13 protein-coding genes are annotated in these 19633 nt (G+C 37.9%); 9 read left to right on the top strand and 4 right to left on the bottom strand.

Going from position 1 to position 19633, the window contains the following annotated elements:
* Positions 1-62: 62 nt before the first annotated feature.
* From P20429_RS06290 to P20429_RS06300, 3 genes are all read right to left on the bottom strand, one after another.
* The gene (locus P20429_RS06290; protein WP_007584826.1) at positions 63-812 is read right to left on the bottom strand and encodes a hypothetical protein; all 750 of its coding nucleotides are present in this window, start codon (positions 810-812) and stop codon (positions 63-65) included.
* Positions 813-929: 117 nt separating this feature from the next.
* Positions 930-1463, bottom strand: coding sequence for a MarR family winged helix-turn-helix transcriptional regulator (locus P20429_RS06295; protein ID WP_007584825.1), 534 nt, complete (start codon positions 1461-1463; stop codon positions 930-932).
* Between the two features lie 106 nt (positions 1464-1569).
* Positions 1570-3237 carry a methyl-accepting chemotaxis protein gene (locus tag P20429_RS06300; RefSeq protein ID WP_007584818.1) on the bottom strand — a complete coding sequence of 556 codons (1668 nt, stop codon included), beginning with the start codon at positions 3235-3237 and terminating at the stop codon, positions 1570-1572.
* A gap of 486 nt (positions 3238-3723) precedes the next feature.
* Here P20429_RS06300 and P20429_RS06305 point away from each other — a divergent pair, with 486 nt between their 5' ends.
* From P20429_RS06305 to pelG, 7 genes are read left to right on the top strand one after another with little or no spacing between them, the layout of a single operon-like run.
* Entirely contained in the window at positions 3724-6432 is a 2709-nt protein-coding gene (locus P20429_RS06305) for an endo alpha-1,4 polygalactosaminidase (RefSeq protein WP_007584810.1), read from the top strand.
* The gene (locus P20429_RS06310) at positions 6432-9713 is read left to right on the top strand and encodes a tetratricopeptide repeat protein (RefSeq protein WP_007584809.1); all 3282 of its coding nucleotides are present in this window, start codon (positions 6432-6434) and stop codon (positions 9711-9713) included. The genes P20429_RS06305 and P20429_RS06310 overlap by 1 nt, the downstream gene beginning before the upstream one ends.
* A gap of 14 nt (positions 9714-9727) precedes the next feature.
* Positions 9728-10243 (top strand): hypothetical protein, encoded by a 516-nt coding sequence (locus P20429_RS06315; RefSeq protein WP_007584808.1) that lies wholly within the window; start codon positions 9728-9730, stop codon positions 10241-10243.
* Positions 10240-11538 carry a PelD GGDEF domain-containing protein gene (locus P20429_RS06320; RefSeq protein WP_007584806.1) on the top strand — a complete coding sequence of 433 codons (1299 nt, stop codon included), beginning with the start codon at positions 10240-10242 and terminating at the stop codon, positions 11536-11538. Before P20429_RS06315 ends, P20429_RS06320 begins: the two co-directional genes overlap by 4 nt.
* Positions 11535-12518 (top strand): HEAT repeat domain-containing protein, encoded by a 984-nt coding sequence (locus tag P20429_RS06325; RefSeq protein ID WP_007584805.1) that lies wholly within the window; start codon positions 11535-11537, stop codon positions 12516-12518. Before P20429_RS06320 ends, P20429_RS06325 begins: the two co-directional genes overlap by 4 nt.
* Positions 12511-14028: a GT4 family glycosyltransferase PelF gene (pelF, locus tag P20429_RS06330; RefSeq protein ID WP_007584804.1), complete on the top strand. Its 1518-nt coding sequence runs from the start codon at positions 12511-12513 to the stop codon at positions 14026-14028. The genes P20429_RS06325 and pelF overlap by 8 nt, the downstream gene beginning before the upstream one ends.
* Entirely contained in the window at positions 14016-15380 is a 1365-nt protein-coding gene (gene pelG, locus P20429_RS06335; protein ID WP_007584803.1) for an exopolysaccharide Pel transporter PelG, read from the top strand. The genes pelF and pelG overlap by 13 nt, the downstream gene beginning before the upstream one ends.
* 48 nt (positions 15381-15428) lie before the next feature.
* On the opposite strand, the gene P20429_RS06340 is transcribed toward pelG, so the two are convergent.
* Positions 15429-16403, bottom strand: coding sequence for a DNA topoisomerase IB (locus P20429_RS06340; RefSeq protein ID WP_007584802.1), 975 nt, complete (start codon positions 16401-16403; stop codon positions 15429-15431).
* Positions 16404-16620: 217 nt separating this feature from the next.
* On the opposite strand from P20429_RS06340, the gene P20429_RS06345 reads away from it, so the two are divergent.
* Together P20429_RS06345 and purU are read left to right on the top strand one after the other, a co-directional pair.
* On the top strand, positions 16621-18507 hold the full coding sequence (locus P20429_RS06345) for a hypothetical protein (protein WP_007584801.1): 1887 nt from the start codon (positions 16621-16623) through the stop codon (positions 18505-18507).
* Positions 18508-18720: 213 nt separating this feature from the next.
* Positions 18721-19551 (top strand): formyltetrahydrofolate deformylase, encoded by an 831-nt coding sequence (gene purU / locus P20429_RS06350; protein ID WP_007584800.1) that lies wholly within the window; start codon positions 18721-18723, stop codon positions 19549-19551.
* Positions 19552-19633: the final 82 nt, after the last annotated feature.

Here is a 19633-nt window from a genome sequence, read left to right as displayed (position 1 = left end):
GCTAATATGGGCAAAATCACACAATGAATTAGGTGTTTTTAAATTACGGTTTGTGCTTTAAATTAAAGTCTATCAGTAATATTTCGTACTAAGTCTGAATCTACAAATTGAGTAATAAGTGCAGCGCCCCACGCATAGCCACGCTGTATTGGGTAACCTTTAAAAATCCAGCGTTTACGCACGTGATTAAAGCGCTCTAAATAGTCCTGCTTTTTTTGTGGTAGAGGTTGCTCACCCAATTTATTCCATGCTTTATATACACCTGACATGTCAGACCCTCGCATAAAGCGTTGCAACCAGCGCGGAAAACGTGAAAAGCTAATAGTGGACTGAAAATCAATAAAATAAGGTTTACCGTCTGCGCCACATAAAATGTTACCCATATTACGCAAGTCTAAATGCACGATGCCTTTACGATGCATTTTTGCTACTTGACGCTCAAGCTCGCTAAAAAAGCTTACTGGTAGCGTTTTATCTTCATGAATTAAAGCGCGCAGTGGCGTGCCTTCAATATAGTTATAAGCTACGGCTATCGGCGATAACCTACAAAAGCGGTTAGCGACTGCATCAAGCTCAGCTAAACGGCTCAATCCTTTATATTCTTGATTTACAGATAGTCGCGCAAATGTTTTGCGGATAAATAACGGGCTTTGGCTAAAATCTTTAACAATTAAATCAAATTCATTATCTTTATATCGATACACAATCGCGTTAGCAAAACGTCCCTTATGGACAACACTTAAGTGATGTTGCATAAAAGTATGTTCTGGATATTGCTGCTGTAATTGCACTAACAAATTATTTTCAATCATAACAAACCTAACAAGATGATAACTTTAATTGCCTAGGCAACTATATTATCAAAGTTAGATTCTACGCACAATCAGATCAACTAATTAGCACGCTAACTTTCTGTTGAAACAGTATCGCTATTTTATTGATAATCTATTTGTGGGGGGAATTTCGGGTAATGTATCTAGATTATTTATAGCTTTAAATAATAAGTCTATTATTTGATTTTTTTCTGGCTCTGAAAAACCATTTAATGCTTGAGCATAGACTTCGTTTACTACAGGCATAATTTCAGGACAAAGAGCTTTACCTTTTTCACTTAAACACAAAATAGTTGAGCGCTTATCAAGCTCACATTGCGTTTTAATAATGAGTCCTTTTTCTTCAAGTCGGTTTAGTAAGCGGCTCATAGCGCCACGATCATAAACCATATACTCGCAGAGTCCTGCAAGCGTATTAACCGACTCTCTCGCAAGTAGTACAACCACAATATATTGCGCTGAAGTTAGGTCCATAGGGAGTAACTTGGCATCAACATGAATGGCTAATCTCGAACGTAAAAAAGAGACTAAACGCCCCAAGTCTTGCTCTGGCGCTAACTCTTCTCGAGTACAACGTTTAATTGATGGCATGTTTTGCATGGTTATTTCACTGTATAAGTATATTTGCATGCTGATAGACCTTAACGCATACAAAAAATTCAATAATTTTTACAAAAAATCGCTCACAAAAATAAAGCCGCTATTAGCGGCTTTTAGTGTAGAGCTTCAAGCTTTGTTAAATTTTAAACTGACCAACAAGCTGGCCTAAGTTTTCACCACGCGCAGCCAAATGCTGACCGACCGAAGAGGTCGTTTTACTTGAAATAGTTAGCTCATTAACTATTTCTTGAATGGCAAACACATTACGGTTTATTTCTTCTGTAACGCTACTTTGCTCCAGCGCTGCTGTCGCGATTTGCGTACTCATGTCGTTAATTGATCTAACTGAGCTTGTTACCGCGCCTAAACTTTCTGAAATAGCACGAGAGGATTCAACAGAGCGATTACAACTACTTTGGCTTGCTTGCATTGCAGCAACTGCATCTGATACTAAATTATGTAGCTCACTCAACATTTCACTAATCTCTAGTGTGCTAACTTGAGTACGACTTGCTAGGCTTCTTACTTCATCAGCAACAACTGCAAACCCTCTGCCTTGCTCACCTGCTCGCGCAGCTTCTATTGCAGCATTGAGTGCAAGTAAGTTTGTTTGCTCAGCAATTCCACCAATTACACTTAGTACGCTATTAATCTTTTTAGATTGATCACTGAGTGAATCAACCTGTTCAGCAGCTAGGTTAATTTCTCCCATTAAGTTTGACACTTCACTGAGTGAAATATCAACACACTCTTGCGCTTTAGCAACTTCTTGCGTTGCCGCTTGGGTTGACTCTGCCACTTGGTTTGTATTTTGAGCCACCTCATGAGAAGTAGCCGACATTTCAGTAATAGCCGTCGCAACAAGGTCTGTTTCATGATTGTGATTAAGTAACTTGTCTTCAATTAATCGTGTTTGTGTATTTATATCACCAGAAGCTGTTTTTACATCGTGTGTTACATCAACCACGTTAGCAATAATGCCATGTAGCTTACTTACAAACATATTAAATGCTTCGCCAAGTTGGCCTATTTCATCGTTAGTATCAATCTCTAGGCGCTTAGTTAAATCGCCCTCACCTTTTGCAATGTCGTCAAGGCTTTGCGCCATGCGCTGTATTGGTTTTACCATTGTATTTGCGGCAACTAACGCACATATAATAGTTAAAACAACCCAAAATAAAGCAATTAACAATAAAGTCATTACTTTATCATTCATGTGTTCTTGCATTGCTGTTTGGTATTTAAGTAGCTCTGCGTCTATATCATCCATATATGCGCCAGTACCAATCATCCAGTTTGTGCCTGGTATCATTGCTGCATAGCCCATCTTTTCAACTAAGCCTGTGGTATTTGGTTTTTGAAAATGGTAGTTAAAAGCGCCGCCGCCTTTTCTAGCTTGATCTAATAAACCCACTATTATTTTTTTACCGTTAGGGTCAGTCATCCCTATTTTGTTCTGCCCTTCAATAGCATCACCTAGTAATGCATGAAAAACACTAACGCCATTTGTATCGTATATAAAAAAGTAACCACCTTGGCCAAATGTTAAGTCTCTTAAAGCGTTTTTAGCATCTTGCTCAGAGCCATTTGCTAATTGATAGCGAACAATTTTTCCAGCAATTTCAATTTCGGTACTTAGTAACGTTTGCTTGTCACTTATTAACTTAGTTTGAAATGCTTCAAAATTTTGTTGCTGATTTTTATTCTCTAAATAATAAGAACTCAGCATCAAGCTAATCAAAAGTAGCATTAAGGGCAATATAGCTAATAACAACAGTTTGTTTTTCAAGCTTAAATTACTCATTATTTCTCCGGGGTATATAAATGCATATATAGCGACAATAGCCAAAAATTAAATTACGGCTGTTTACATTGTTTTATTGGGTTTAAAAGCATAGTAAATAAAAAAATTGGTGGGAGTAAACTCATACCATGCTCAATTAGCTGATATTATAGTCACAAGGAAGGTATTTGGACACTAAAAACACTGAGACCTTCGTATTAATTAATATATAATTTGCCACTCTTTCATTAGAGATTTAAAGTTCTAGCTGCTGCATTGATCTAAACTTAATTTTATAGCGTACTAAGACGATTAATCACCAGCTATGTAATGAGTTAACGCAGGACTCATGTTAGTATTGATTTTAGGTTCATATAAATAATGAACATATAGATATTAAACTTCCATTAACATATAATAACCCTATATCACTAATACCAAACAACTAGAAAAATCGGAACGCATCACTTTGAGTCACAGTTATAATCTAATAAAAATGAATTATTAATGAAATATATTTTATACCTTGCACTTTTAGTGTCTGCTCATGCATTCTCAGCACCTGTAAATAATAGTATCGCTTTTTACTACTCAGCGCCGATGCCATTAGCCGAAATGACCTTTTATTCTCGCGTTGTAGTCCAGCCTGATCTTGTGACTGAGCACGAACTTAATTGGTTTAAACAGCGTAATATTGCTGTTTATGCTTATTTAAGTGTTGGTGAGTCGTTTAATCAAAGTGAGTCATCACTTAGCATAAACCCCAACTGGAATAGCCACATTGCGGATTTAACATCAGCACATTGGCAACAATATATTGCAAATAGCGCTGCGGCATTAAAAGCACGTGGCTTTAGCGGCTTATTTTTAGATACCCTTGATAGCTATCAGCTATTAGATGCTACACACAGTAAACCCGATCAACAAGCTGGGTTAGTCACCATAATAAGCTCACTATCTGAGACTTTTGATAAGCACCTTATTCTTAACCGGGGCTTTGAGTTATTGCCTAAACTCGCTAATTTAGCCAACGACTTAGTTGCTGAGGGCTTATTTAGCCACTATAACCCAACCGATAATAGCTATAAATTAACCACAGAGAACGATCAAGCTTGGCTAAGCGCACAATTAAAAACAGCACAGAACTTAGGTTTTAAAGTACAAGTTATTGATTATACACAGCCTGACAACCGCCTTGCTATGGCACAAAAAATAAAACAAGCTGGCTTTACTCCTTGGGTAACAGATGGGCACTTACAAACATGGGGTACATCAACCATATCGCCAGTACCAAGGCGCATCCTAATTCCGTACAACAGTAACGTAAAGCCACTCATTTACACTACCGTACATTTAAAGCTTGCGACCATGATTGAGTATTTGGGGTATATACCTGATTACATAGATATGGCAAAGCGCGATTTACCTTTGGTTGACCCTAGCTTACATGCTGGTATTATTTCGTGGACCTCAAGCGACGCATTTTACACTCCAACACTTACCAATTGGCTTGAAGCTAATTTAGGTGTGGTGCCAGAGCTTATTTTAGGCGAGTTACCACAATCAACTAAATTATTATTAAGCTTAGGTATTGAGTCGTTAAACACACTGCCTGAAGGTCCATATAAACAAGATAGCTTTGCACCTTGGCTCAAAGGAGAATCCACAACACCTCCCCCTATTGTTAAACCATACTTACTCAAATTAGCAACTGATGCGACTCCTTTAATTACAATAAAATCATCGGATGACACAATAGTTGTACAAGCTGCTAAAACTAAATATGGTGCAGTAGTAGTTGCTCCTTGGCTAATTGATACATTTCCGATGGAAGGCAGCAAATGGGTTATTGATCCGCGTACACTACTAACTCAGGCTATGGGACTACCGCCTATATTAGTGCCAGATACAACCACCGAAAGTGGCAGGCGAATGCTAACGCTACATATCGATGGAGATGGATTTACAAGTGTTGCCCATTACGAAGGTAAGCCTTATTCAGCAGAAGTAATTCGAGATGAAATAATTAAACGCTATAAACTGCCTTTAACGTCATCTGTGATCCAAGCTGACATTGAAGAAGGCGGTATTCACTCTAAACAAAGTGCCAAACTTGAAGGCATTGCACGTAGTATTTTTAACCTACCTTACGTAGAAGTTGCTTCGCATACTTATAGTCACCCCTATTTTTGGACAGCACTGTCTGGGCGAAAAAAAATAGATGAAGACGACACCGATTACGGTTTTCATCTAGATGTACCTGGCTACAACACTATCAGCCTTAAAAAAGAAATTACAGATTCAATAAAGTACATTGATGAAAAGCTCACACCTAAAAATAAAAAAACAGTGATGATGTTATGGTCAGGCGATGCAACTCCTGGTCCTAAAGCACTTGAACTTGCTCGTGATGCAGGTGTGTTAAATGTCAACGGTGGCAACACTGATGTAAATGCCGATAATCCTAGTCTTACACATATATCACCTATTGGCCGACCTGAGCGTGATTTGCTGTATCAAATTTATGCCCCCATATTAAATGAAAATGTTTACACAAACCTATGGCATGGCCCTTATTACGGCTTTAGACGTTTAACCGAAACTTTCGAAATAACAGAAAAACCATATAGGTTAAAACCTTACACTATTTACTATCACTTTTACTCAGGCGAAGTTCTTGCGGGTTTAGACGCTCTTAAACACAACATAGATTATGTTTTAGCAAGACCAAATACACCGGTGCATTTAAGCCATTATGCAAAAGTAGCAAAAGATTTTTACTTTTCTGCACTTGCAAAAAACAATAATAATGAATGGTTATTTAGCTCAAAGTACATTCGTACTCTACGGATACCTACCGATTTTGATGTGCCAAACATAGCTCAAAGTGAAGGTGTATCGGGTGTAACTGAAAAAGGTGACTACATACACGTTATAAATAACATAGCTCGCCTTAGCTTTGATCACAGCCAAAATAGTAAAAAACCTTATTTAGCGTCTGCAAATGTTGTTATTAATAACTGGCAAGTTAACGGGCCTGTTAGTTTTAAAGCGTGGGTACCCGCTTCACTTGATTTAATGAATGCACGCTCTTGCGAATTTGTATCTAATTTGGGTGAGCACTTTAAAGGTGTAACACGCGCTAATGTGACACACTTTAATCTGCCAAAGGGTCAATTTTATGGTTATCTTAACTGCAATGGAGTCGCTCGATAATGAATGCTAAAAAGCGCCCTCAGTTAATTTCTGTAAAAACAATATTAGCAATATTAGCTGTAAGTTGTTTTGCACTTTATGCATTATTTCCTCACACCTTATTTTTTGAAGATGATGAACTTTCACAAGATTATACCTTTGAAAAATCGTACCTTAATGCAGCGCTCAACACAGAGCCCGACAACGAAAAGCTACGCGCAAAATTAGTTGAGCTGCATATAGGGCTTAGTGAGTATTCACAAGCCACTAACGAGCTTGAAAAACTACCTAGAGGTGAGCGCAAAGCGACGCTTGAAATAAAGCTGCTTTACTCACTATGGCTAGCAAGCGGGGCTAATATTGACGACCGCTTTGAAGAACTATCTTTAAAAATAGGTGCTCATAAAAATTGGAACGAACAAATACTAACTATTGCAAAAGCAGTTGGGTTAAACGCAAAAGTTGCTCAGTACTATCAAAAAAATAAACAGCCACTCCTTGCAGCCGATTACTGGTTAAGCGCAGGGGAACCTGACAAAGCACTCGCAATTTATAAAATAAATATAAATGCTGACATTGCAGCTAAAGCGATTGAAACTGCACTGGGCGCAAATAACCCGATTCAAGCTTATGCATGGTGGAAAACCTATGGTGACAAAGCCGATGTTAAACGCACCCTTTATTTAGCTAAACTAGCTGGCAACACAGAAGATGCAGCTCAAGCCATTGAAAGCTTATTAAAAGCTGAGCCAAATAACACCGACTACTTAACAAAAGCAATGCACCTGCGTTTAGCAAATGGAAATGCAAAAGGGGCAGAACAATTACTCGCACAGTTATTACTACAGAGCCCAGATGACAAAGAGCTACATTTATTAAATTGGAAGATAAAGCGCTGGCAAAACAAGCCTAAAGAAGCTCTTCGAGAATTTAAATGGCTAATGTCTAACAAAGCAGTAACTCCTGCGATGCTTACCGACAGTATTAACGATGCCACCGCTTTATATTTATACCAAGATGCTAATGATATATACGAATACAAGGCGCAAAACAGAAGTCTGAAAGGCAATGGTTTTGCTAATTGGATGCAAGCTAACGAATTTATTGGTAACACAAAGCAAGAGTTAAACAATATTGAACGCTTTGAGCAAATAAATGGTAAAAGTGTATTATCACAATACTGGAAAGCAAAAGTGCTTCAAGATACTGGTAATTTAAAAGCCTTAAGGGTCTTGTGGCCTACATATAAAGGGCCTAAAAATGAAGAAGATTTACTTTGGATTGCCCGCGCATTTTGGCTAGAAGATGACTTTGCTACAGCTCTGCAAGTGCTAAAAAGTAAACAACAAAGTTCTGATGATGAGTTTTGGAGCGCCAATGTAGACATGGCAATGCGAGTCCAAGACAAAGCTCATGAGCTATATGCATTAGAGCAGTTACAAAAAATAAGCCCTTTAAGCGTAGGCGACATGCTGCACTACCAACAATTACGCTTTGAAGGTCGGCCTCAGGAGCTTCTTGATTATTTATGGAAAAGCGAGTCGCAAACTGACCGTCAATTGATTCAAATTGCATTATTAAGTACACAAGTAAATGATGCTAAATCAGTTGCACGTATTCATGCTGAACTTGATAAGCAGCGCTACAATAAAGCCCTCTACCCTGCTTGGTTAATTCTTTCTAATTGGTATCAAAACCAAAGTGATTTAAATTCAGCTTATACAACTTTAAACCGCGCCGCTAAATTAAGTGAATATGACTCTGATGTTGTGCTTGCACAAGGTTGGTTAGCGCTGCAAATGCACGACACTGTGATGATTAGCCGCATTTTAGCTCGCTATTCTCAAAGCGATCCTTCCTATGCGTGGACCCAGCTATTAGCAAGCTTATCTATTTATGATAAATCATATAACAGTGCTTACTTTTATTTGCGTAAATTAGCCATTGCAGATCCAAGTGACTTAACAACACTGGTTAACTTAGCCGATGTAATGAAACAACTTGGCTACTATGCAAATGCTGCTGAACTTAATCACTATTTACTGCAACACTTACCTAAAGATAAATATGCATACAGAGGCTTAATGTTCCGCTGGGCGGGCGCGATGGCTGTTCCTCATTTAATGCAATTAAACACAATGGAAGAACTTGCCCCCGACACTATTGGTGAGCCCCAAACAAACTGGTGGTTAGCGCGCAGGGCTGCACAAAAATTAGAGCCATGGCAAAAACTACAACTTTATATGACCAACGGCGAATTTAATAAAGCGAAACAGCTTATAGCTGAAGGTTCACTAAGCAAATTAGATGAGCTAAACGCCCTACTCTATTTAAAACAACCCTATGCCACCATGCAACGTTGGTACGAAGAACTCACTGGCGAGGCAAATGAATCGCAATTGAGTTTACTCAGAAATGCACGCGCATCCTATTTTAGAGCGCTTGAAATAAACCTATCGCCAGAGGCTGGTTTAAACAGTAGCCAGTACGATGTAAACGTTTATTTTCCTTATGCTAATGGGCAATGGAAATTAAGTTTAAGTAATCAGCAAAATCTTGATAACAACGGATTACTGTTTGCGATAGAAGATAAGATGACATTTGGTCGTTGGTATTTTGATGCAAAAATAGATTCTCACCAAGGCAGCTTAGTTAGCCGTCAAGGTTTTAGCTTGGACTCTCGTTATCAATGGGATTCGCGTACACAGGTAGGTTTAAAGCTTGAATATAATGTTGAAAACCGCCAATCAGAAGCGCTACTTAGCTATGCTCAGCTAGATAAAGCCACGGCCTATGTTAACTACAATATTGATGGTAGACAAAACGTACAGCTATCAGCAGCAGCGATGTCTTTTTCTCGAAGAAGCGATGGCAGCTCACTAATAAATGGCCAAGAATATAATGCACGTTACCAATACAGCATTTTAAAAGACCGCCCAATTTGGAACGCTTATTTTAGTGCACAGTGGCAAGACTTTGAACGTGTAAATGCATTAATAAATACAGAATCAAGACCGCTAAGAGTTGACCTTCAACCATTTAGACGTTTTGCACTAGGGACCTCATTTGCTTCAACTGGTTCTTTAGAACCTCCTTATTTAGGTGCAAGCCCTTCGTGGTTATTTGATATAAGTACTGGCTATCAAACACTTAACGATACAGTAGATGTATCAGTTTCAAGTGGCGCAGGTTGGTCTGTACTGGGCGATGATTTATTTAAATTACAGCTGGGTTACCAAAGTAGTAATAAAGTGGGTAACTCAGATACACAATTACAATTAGGTTATTACGTACATTTTTAATGTTAGGAGAGAGTATGTTCCGTTTAATTATACCGTGTTTGGTATTACTATTATCAGCATGTACCACCAGCAGAGTTGCTGATGATGTAGAGCTTAGCCCTTCAAAAATTGTGGCATTAATGCCACTTGTTAATCATGCTCAAACACCGCTTGCAGGTGAGCGTGCTGAAGATATTTTAGCCAGTATTTGGCAACAAAATAAATTACCAACTCTTATACGCGCACCTCGCGTAAACACCAAAGAGCTTCCACCACTGGACGATCAATACCGTTTAGACAATGCTATGCAGTGGTTAAGCACTCAACAAGCTGACTATGTACTCACAGGCAGCATTGAAGAGTGGCGCTACAAAGCTGGGCTTGACGGCGAACCCGTTGTTGCACTTACATTATCACTCACTGAAAATGGACAAACAACGCCGATTTGGACGGGTACTATTGCTAAAAGTGGTTGGGGCCGCGATAGCATTGCAGCAACAGCACAAGATGTGATTGCCGATTTAATTTCTTATATAGAGGTTAGTGAGTGAAAACACATTTCCTTAGACCAAGAGACGTTCCTGAGCTACAAATATGGGCTGAGGTATTTATATTTACCGCGCTTGCTTTAGGGCTGCCTGTATTATTTAACGCAGAGGACCCATTTTGGACTGAGGGAGGGTTTTCGTGGCCTGTACTTGGCCCACTTTTAGTTTCTCTACGTTATGGCTTTTCAAAAGGCTTTATTAGTATTTTATGTTTGCTTGTTGGTCAACTTTTTTTACTACAAGCAAATATTTTATCACCACAAAGCGACTTCAATATTAACGCCATGATTGGCTACATTATTGTAATTATGATCACTGGCGAATTTAGGGATGTGTGGGAACGTACTAATCAACAACAAAGTATTCAGCTTGAGTACGTAACCGATCGCCTTGAAACATTTACTCGTCAGTATCACTTAATTAATTCATCTCACGATAGAATAGAGCAAATGCTTGCTGGCCATACGTTAAGTTTGCGTGAATCGCTACAAGCAGTAAGAACCTCTATCGGGCTATTAAAAGAAAGAAGGCTTGATAGCGCAGCGCAAAAAATAATCGACCTATTCGTTGAATATGGTTTATTAGAAAGAGCGGGTTTATATAAAGTTGAAAACGACACTGTTTTAGAGCCACCACTTGCCTCTATTGGCCAAATGGGTCAAATAGCTGAAAATGATCCTCTTATATTAGCGATGATTGAAGAAAAAGAATTAGTATCAGTAAAAGACGCAAAAACTGCGTTAGGTATAAGTAAATACCATATGGCAATCCCACTTATCGACGTAAATAATACAATTTATGGCGCTATTTTAGTTGAAAGAGTACAATTTTTTGCGCTTAAAAATACCACTCTTACACTACTTGCTGTTATGGCTGGGCATATTGGCGACCTACTGCGCCATGAAATAACAAACCCAGTAATGACGTATGAAGAGTCTCCATACTTTATTCGCCAAGTTAAACGCGCGAATAAAGAAGCAAAACGATACAACATTCCATCGCAGCTGCTAAAAATAAAAGCCAATAATATTACTGATAAATCGACTCAACTTATGAGTTATTTAAGTGAAGCACGCCGTGGTTTAGACATTTATTTGTATGATAATCAAAATCAGGTATTACTGCTATTAATGCCATTAGCTGATGAACTTGAAAAAGCAGGCTTTATTGCCCGAATGAACACCTGGTGTAAAGAGCGTACGGGTAACACTTTAGCTGAGCTTGATATTGTTATTGAGCAACAACTTGCACTACCAATAAGCTCAGATGATATAAAGAGATTGGTTTCACTTTCATGATTATAATTATTGTAGCGGCTATTTTAGGGTGTATTTGCCAGTACTTTGCACTAATAGAAGTACTGGAAACACCTAATTGGTTTTTAGCTATATTATTGCATGCTATTGCTAGCATCCTTTTTGCTATTGTTAGTTATGTTTTTATACCTAAAAAATACAAAACGACTCCTTATAGCTCTTTGCTACTCATGTTTTTATTATTGTTTACATTACCAGTACTTGGAATTATAGGTGTTGTAGTAGCGCTTACGTTTGCTCTTTGTAAACCTCTCAAAAACGACGAGATAGAAATAGAAGAGCATAAAATACCTGAGCTTCCTTTTGAAGCCAGAGCAATATCAGCAAACCCGACCTATTCTATTGGCGGACTTAAAGCAATTTTGAAGCACGCGAGTGAACCCAATAAACGTTTAAGTGCTGTAATGGCAGCTCGTCACATGAGTGACTCACAAGCTATTCCTATTTTAAAGCTAGCACTTAAAGATTTAGAAGATGATATTCGACTACTCGCCTACTCAACCCTTGATGGTAAAGAAACCAAACTCAACGAAAAAATCAGTTTGTATCAGCAAGAAATAGCCGTTACGACTAAGCAGCCTAAATTGAGCCATTTACAAAAACAGCTAGCCGAACTGTATTGGGAACTAAGCTATTTAGGTTTAGCCCAAGGTGCACTGCGTAAATACGTTTTAGAAAAAGCAGAAGCACTTGCAGAGCAAAGTATTGAGCACGTAAAAACACCTGCAACCTTTATATTTTTAGGCCGTATATCTTTAGCCTTAGACAAATACGAAATAGCCCATGAGTATTTACTTAAAGCAACTGAGTTTGGTATGGCAAGGCGTCATGTTCTCCCTTATAAAGCCGAAGTTGCCTTTTGTATGAACAAGTTTGACGACTGTAAACGCTATTTAAAAGAACTCCCAGAACAACCTAAAGGCAGTGAATTACGTCATTTGCAGGAGTATTGGCATGAGTAATAAAAATGCAGACATTTTACTGCTTTTGGAAGGTACCTACCCTTACGTACGTGGTGGTGTATCAAGTTGGGTTCATCAAATAATTGAAGGGTTACCTCATTATAACTTTGAGCTTGTTTTTATAGGTGGAGCACCAGAGCATTATGGCGAGATTCAATATACTTTACCTAAAAATGTTACCAAGCTGCATGTTCATTATTTAGTGGAAAATGATACTTCTGAAATAAAAGCCAAGCATGGGGTTAAATATAAAAAAGAGCTCTTTGATTTCTGGCAACAACTACAAAATTATTTTAGAGATTGTAACGAGCCTATCCCGACTGAATTGTTAAAATTTGCATTTGAAACTTTGGCTAAAAAAGACGGTATTAACGAAGCCGACTTTTTATATAGTGAATCATCATGGCAAGTGCTCACTAATTACTATTCAACTTTTTGTGATGAATCCTCCTTTATTGACTTTTTTTGGTCATACCGCAATTTATATAAACCGCTATTTAAAATAGCCGAAATTGCACGTGGACTTCCAAAAGTTAAACTTATTCACTCAATATCTACCGGGTATGCTGGTATTTTAGGATCTGGTGCCAGTGTAATAAGCGATACTCCCTTTTTGTTGACCGAGCATGGTATTTACACCAAAGAGAGAAAAATAGATCTTATTCAAGCCAGTTGGATCAAAGAGTCTGAACAAAGCCTAGGTAAAAACTTAAATACCGAGATGGGCTTTATTCGCCGAATGTGGATCAGCTTTTTTGAGCAAATAGGCCGAACAACATACCAAGAAGCAGATAAGATCATTTCGCTATACGACGGTAACAGACAGCGCCAAATAAAAGATGGTGCAGCGCCTGAAAAAGCATTTGTTGTACCTAATGGCATTAAAACAGTACGCTTTATTGAAGCGCTTGATCAGCGTCCAAAACAGATACCACCGGTTGTTGGGTTAATTGGACGTGTAGTGCCTATAAAAGATATTAAAACCTTTATACGTGCGATTAAAGAAGCGCAATCGATATTACCAGAGGTCGAAGGCTGGATCATCGGCCCTTATGAAGAAGATCCGCAGTATTACAAAGAGTGTGAACTACTTGTAGGCAGCCTTGATTTACAAAACAGTGTTAAGTTTTTAGGTATGCAAGATATTACCAAAATTTTGCCTAAGCTCGGAGTTGTTGCTTTAACCTCAATTTCCGAAGCGCAGCCTTTAGTACTTTTAGAAGCAATGGCAGCCGGTGTGCCTGTACTTGCTAGTGATGTTGGCTCGTGCCGCGAAATAATCGAAGGCGGAACCGATGAAGATAAAGCATTAGGTAAAGCCGGTGAAGTTGTCTCAATTGCTTCACCTAGCGAAACAGCACAACAAATATCAAACATGCTAACAAATGAGCAAGCTTGGCTTGAGTATCAAAAAAGTGGTTTAGACCGCGTACAAAAATTTTATGACGAGAGCCACATGTTTGCCCGCTACGATAAACTTTATAAGGATACAATAGCATGGCCGGAATAGGTTTTGAGATACGAAAAATTCTCAAAAAAAATACCCTGCTCTCAGTTTTCGAAGCATACGGCTACGCAGGTTTAATAGGCTCAGGCCCCTGGCTGCTCTCTATTGTAGCGTTAATGCTAATTGGTATTTTAAGTTTAGGAATTGTATTACCTAAAGTACTTATTATTCAATTTTTAACGCTTGTTACCTACATGATGGCTGCCTCACTTATTTTAACGGGTGGCTTGCAGTTATTACTAACTCGGTTTATTGCCGATTTGTTTTTTCAAAAAGAAGAGGCAAAAGTACTCCCTAATTTACTTGGTGCGCAACTTGTAACAACAATAGCTGCGTTATTGGTGGGCTTAGCTGTATGGCCTATGCTCCCTATACCCGTTGTTACTAAGATTATAATTTTAGGTGCCTTTGTAAGCTTATGTAATCAGTGGCTTGGCGCTATTTTTCTATCAGGTATGAAAGAATACCGGTTAATTTTAATTACCATGCTAAGTGGTTACGCCTTTATGGTATTGCTTGCATATTTATTAAGAGATTGGCAGTTAGACGGCTTATTTTTTGCGTTTTTTGCTGGCGAAGCTCTGCTCTTTTTTAGCTTTTTGTTTATGATTATTCGCCGTTATCCTGGTGAAAAACTTATAAGCTTTGACTTTTTAAGCAATAAAAAAGTGTATTACAGCCTATTCTTTTGTGGTCTGTTTTATAACATTGGTGTATGGGCTGATAAAATCATTTTTTGGTATTCTCCAAGCACATCAATTCAAATTATTGGCACATTAAGAGCCAGCCCAATTTATGACTTACCTATATTTTTGGCTTATTTGTCTATTATCCCCGGTATGGCGGTATTTTTAGTAAAAATGGAAACCGACTTTGTAGAAGAGTACGACCGTTTTTACACCGCTATTCGTGGTGGCTCATCTCTTGAAGAGATCTACATATTAAAAGACAGTATGATCCAAACTGCGCGTGCCGGTTTATACGATATATTTAAAATTCAGGGTATTACCGTTGCCTGCTTATTATTATGGGGTGAGCAGATACTTACCTTTATTGGCATTGATCCAAACTATAAAACGCTTTTATTTATTGATGTAGTTGGTGTAGGCGTACAAGTTATATTTTTATCTATTTTAAATATTTTGTTTTATTTAGATAAACGCTCAACAGTGCTATTTTTAGCGGGGTTATTTTTGGTAATCAATGTTGTTTTAACTTTGTTATCAATTGCTTTTGGACCGCAGTTTTATGGCTATGGCTTTGCATTAGCGACCATTATTACCTCGGTAGTAGGATTGTTTTGGCTTTCAAAACAATTTGAAGATTTAGAATACGAAACGTTTATGCTGCAATAGCATAATATAAAAACTTAGCATAAAGGCTGTAAGCTACAGCCTTTATCGTTACGTTAAAAACTCTAATAAACCGCGCTCAAACCGACTAAGATACTTTGTTTTACGGGGTAATTTAAAATTGTCGCGCCAATGAGTTTGTTCTGATTCATTTTTCTTACAAAGCTCAATAACATCAGGGTGAATATAAGAATTACGCGCTATTGTTGGCGTATTCCCAAGCTTTGAAGACACTTCATCAAGCATTGTTTTTAATGTAATAGCGCCTTTTGCTTCATACACTTCTTTAAAAGCAATCACACTTGCTCGCCATGTTCTAAAGTGTTTTGCGCTAAATTCTTCACCCATTATATTTTGAATATACTGATTGATTTCAGTCGAAGTAACGTTAGAGCGCTCCCCCTCTTCTATATATTGAAACAAGTGTTGCCCGGGTAAATCCTGAAGCTCCTTAATAACACTACTCAATGCTTTATCCGATATATTTACTTCCCTTTCTTTACCTGACTTTGCACGGTATTTTAATCTAATATTTTTACCTGTTAATTTTGCATGCCTTGATCTTAGGGTTGTCGCACCAAAACTTTTATTTTGTTTTACATTACGTTCATTCCCCACCCGTAAAGCACCTAAATCCATTAATCTAACAATGGCTGCTAAAGTACGTTCATAATCGAGCTCATCACCTTGCAATGCTTCCATTAATTGAGCCCTAAGTAACGGCAGCTTATGTCCAAACACACTACAAGCTTGATACTTTTTAGCATCTTGTTGTTGTGTAAATAATGGATGATATCGGTACTGCTTTCGTCCTTTACTGTCGTAACCTGTTGCTAAAATATGCCCATTTTCTTCAGGGCAAAACCATACACTTTTGTAAGCGGGTGGGAACGCGAGTGAATTTAAGCGCTCAATAACGGCCTTCTCTTTAATTATTTTTCCTATTGGGTCAAAATACTGCCAATGTTTGTTTTTTTGCTTTCGGGTAATTCCGGGCAAACTATCATCAACGTAAATCAATTCCATCATTCCTCCTCAAGCATTTAAAAGAGATATTGTTAACTCGCTTAAGCTTATATTTCAAAGCATAGAATGTACCACTTTAAAATAACCTTAAACTGAACGACTTTATTGATATATAATCAAAAATTGAGCAAAAACAAAAATACGATATATATAATGGTTATTATAACTACGCTTATATTCTCCCTTAATTGGGCATGCTGTTTAAAAGGAGCATTCAATGGCTTTTGATTATGGATCGATTGATCTTGGACTAAAAAACCCCTTCAAACTTGAAGGTAAAGTAACAGCTGTAAGAGGACTCATCGAGTCTATAGCGGGTATTAGTTTACTTGTTATTGCTGCGGGCTCAGTAAAAGAAGATACAACCGCTGGATGGATTTTAATGGTGTTTGGCATGCTTATTTTAGCATTCGGCATTCGCTCACTTTCAAGTGGTATTTATGCAACTCTTAAGTATTTTGTAGGCAGAAACCACCCTACTTCACTTGCTTATAACTACAGTAAATCACAAGCATCAACCGCCAAAGAAGAAGAAAAAGAAGTAGCCTACACAGCGCAATCACTCGAAGAAATGCTGGTTGGTCGTAAAAACAGTACGTTTAAAGAGCCTAATGGTTTTTTATCACGTTTACTTCACAGCTTAATCCCTAAGTTATTATTCCTACCTTATCCTATTCGTAATGTTGCTCAGCGCTTATTTGGCTCATGGGTAAGTACCCTTGTTGCACTTATTGCTTATGGCCTTGTGGCATTTGTATCTTTATCGGGTTTTACCGGTGAAGCAGGCGAATTAGCATTTCCTGTTTATAGTGCCATATTAATGTTCTACGTTCTTTTTTCGTGGCGCTCTACGGGTAAACCTATTTCTAGAAACGCTGAAAAAAATATTGAAGCACTTGGTACCGGAGCACTCGCTAAAATTATTTCTTTATCTTTTATTTTACCAATCGCTATTGGCCTTTCTATGTCATGGCTGATGAAAGAACAACACATTAGCAAACAAGAAATAGATGGCTGGATTGAGCAACTACCTAGTCTTCATGCTGGCATGTACTTAATTGCGATTATTGTATTAGCCACTCTGAGCTGCGCAATTGCTTTTATTATGATTAAAGCGCGTTTAAATGCAGTTACCCCTTCTGCTGAAGTATCAGAACTACGTGAAAACTGGCAAGAGTCTGTTCATCCAGACGAAATTTTTATAAACCTAGACAATCTAGTAATGGCTAACCGTCGTTATAAAGAAGTACCTAACAGAGTTTATCGCGAATTAGATCCTAAGCTTCAAGAACAAATTGAAGGTAAAGGCGGTTTTAAAGGTGAAATGATCCAAGAGATTCAACCTAAACTGCACTCAATAGACTTAGGTAAAAACTTTACGCTAGCAAGGTTACTTGCTTTAGTAAGTGGTAACTTGCTTTATATTATAGCCTTAGCGTTTACTGTGTTTTTAGCGTATTCGTTTATTAATATTTATCATTACGTTGACGCTGCAAATATTAGTAGCTTTAAACAAGCATTTAATAACCAACATGTTATTCAATTTAGTGAGCTATTAATGACAAGCTTTCACTTATTGCTAATAGGTATACTTATTAAAGCATTTGCGCAATTGCTTACAAATACAGCTCATCTATTTTTCGCTGAAATGCAATTTGAATCACTACTAGTGTACTTTAAATGCGAAGGCACATTTACTGAGTCTAAAATATCAACTGGTACTGGTATTCACGATAGTACTCGCTCAGAAAATACTTTAGTACGCAGTAGCATAACGCCTTGGATTATTGTTTCTCGTGTTATTTCTACTACGTTTGCAGCAACAGGTATGAAAAATCTTGAACATCCTCGCCATATTATGGAAATGCATAAAGACGAAGGACAATTACAAGCAATCAAAAAAGACGTTATCGCGTTCTTGAAAGACCGTGAATCTATCGCCTCAATCACCAGTGAGCGTGATTTAGGTAATGCGTCACAAATACATCAATTAAATCAGCAAACGCGTGCTATACCTACTCAGCAAGCGATAGCTAAAGATGACGAAGAAGCTGCCGGGTATTTAAGACAAGAAGAAAACTTATCTCCCGAGCCAAAGGGTTAATTAACTTAAACTCTGGATTATTAGTATTAATGCCACCTTGTAAATTAGGTGGCATTTTTTTATCCTTTATTAACCTCTATTCAATACCTTTTAACTTTACTACCTCTTTTATACTCAACAACATGATTAATATTGGATTAGTCCACAAAGCCCTTGCTTTATGTGCCAAAACACAAATAATGAAGTATTAATCACAGGGTAAGAATGAGGACAATGAGCTATATACTAACCACCCAATGTGCTGACGACGTAGGCTTAATAGCTAAAATCACAGGGCTTTGTCATAAAAATAATTTAAATATTACGCGTAACAACGAGTTTGTAGATAAAGACGCACAGCGATTTTTTATGCGCACAGAGCTTACAGGCGAGCCACAAAGCGACTTTTTAGATCAACTGCGCGCACTGTTGCCACAAGGCGCTAAACTTGCCCTACATTGCGGTGCAAAAACTAAAGTAGTTTTACTTGCAACTAAAGAAGCCCATTGTTTAGGTGGTATGTTGCTAAAGCAATTTGAACAAACTCTTAATATTGAAGTATTAGCTGTTATTGCTAACTACGCTGATTTAGAGCCTTTAGCAAAAGGGTTTGATGTGCCGTTTCATGTTGTATCGCACGAAGGACTAACTCGTAGCGAGCACGATCAAAAAGTAGGTGATTTAATTGCCAGCTACAACCCTGACATTATTGGCCTTGCCAAATACATGCGTATTTTAAGTCCTGAATTTGTGGGTCGCTTTGAAGGCAAAATAATTAATATTCATCATTCATTTTTACCTGCATTTATAGGTGCTAAACCTTATCATCAAGCATTTGAGCGCGGCGTAAAAATTATTGGTGCTACCGCTCACTTTGTGAATAATGAGCTTGATGAAGGCCCTATTATTTTGCAGGATGTAACAAGCGTTACACATGCTAATACCGCCGAAATGATGGCTAAAATGGGTAAAGATGTAGAGAAAACAGTGTTTTGTAAAGCACTCCAACTTGCATCAGAGCATAAGCTATTTATTAATGGTAATAAAACTGTAGTGTTTTCTTAGCATTGTACCAATTCGCTTAATTAAGTAGTTTATTTTGAGGTAATAAAACAGTGTTGATAACAAGGTATGCATTTTGTTATTA

It is taken from the genome of Pseudoalteromonas sp. BSi20429, assembly GCF_000238895.1.
GTDB lineage: Bacteria > Pseudomonadota > Gammaproteobacteria > Enterobacterales > Alteromonadaceae > Pseudoalteromonas > Pseudoalteromonas arctica.
This window is presented reverse-complemented; position numbering and strand designations above follow the sequence as displayed.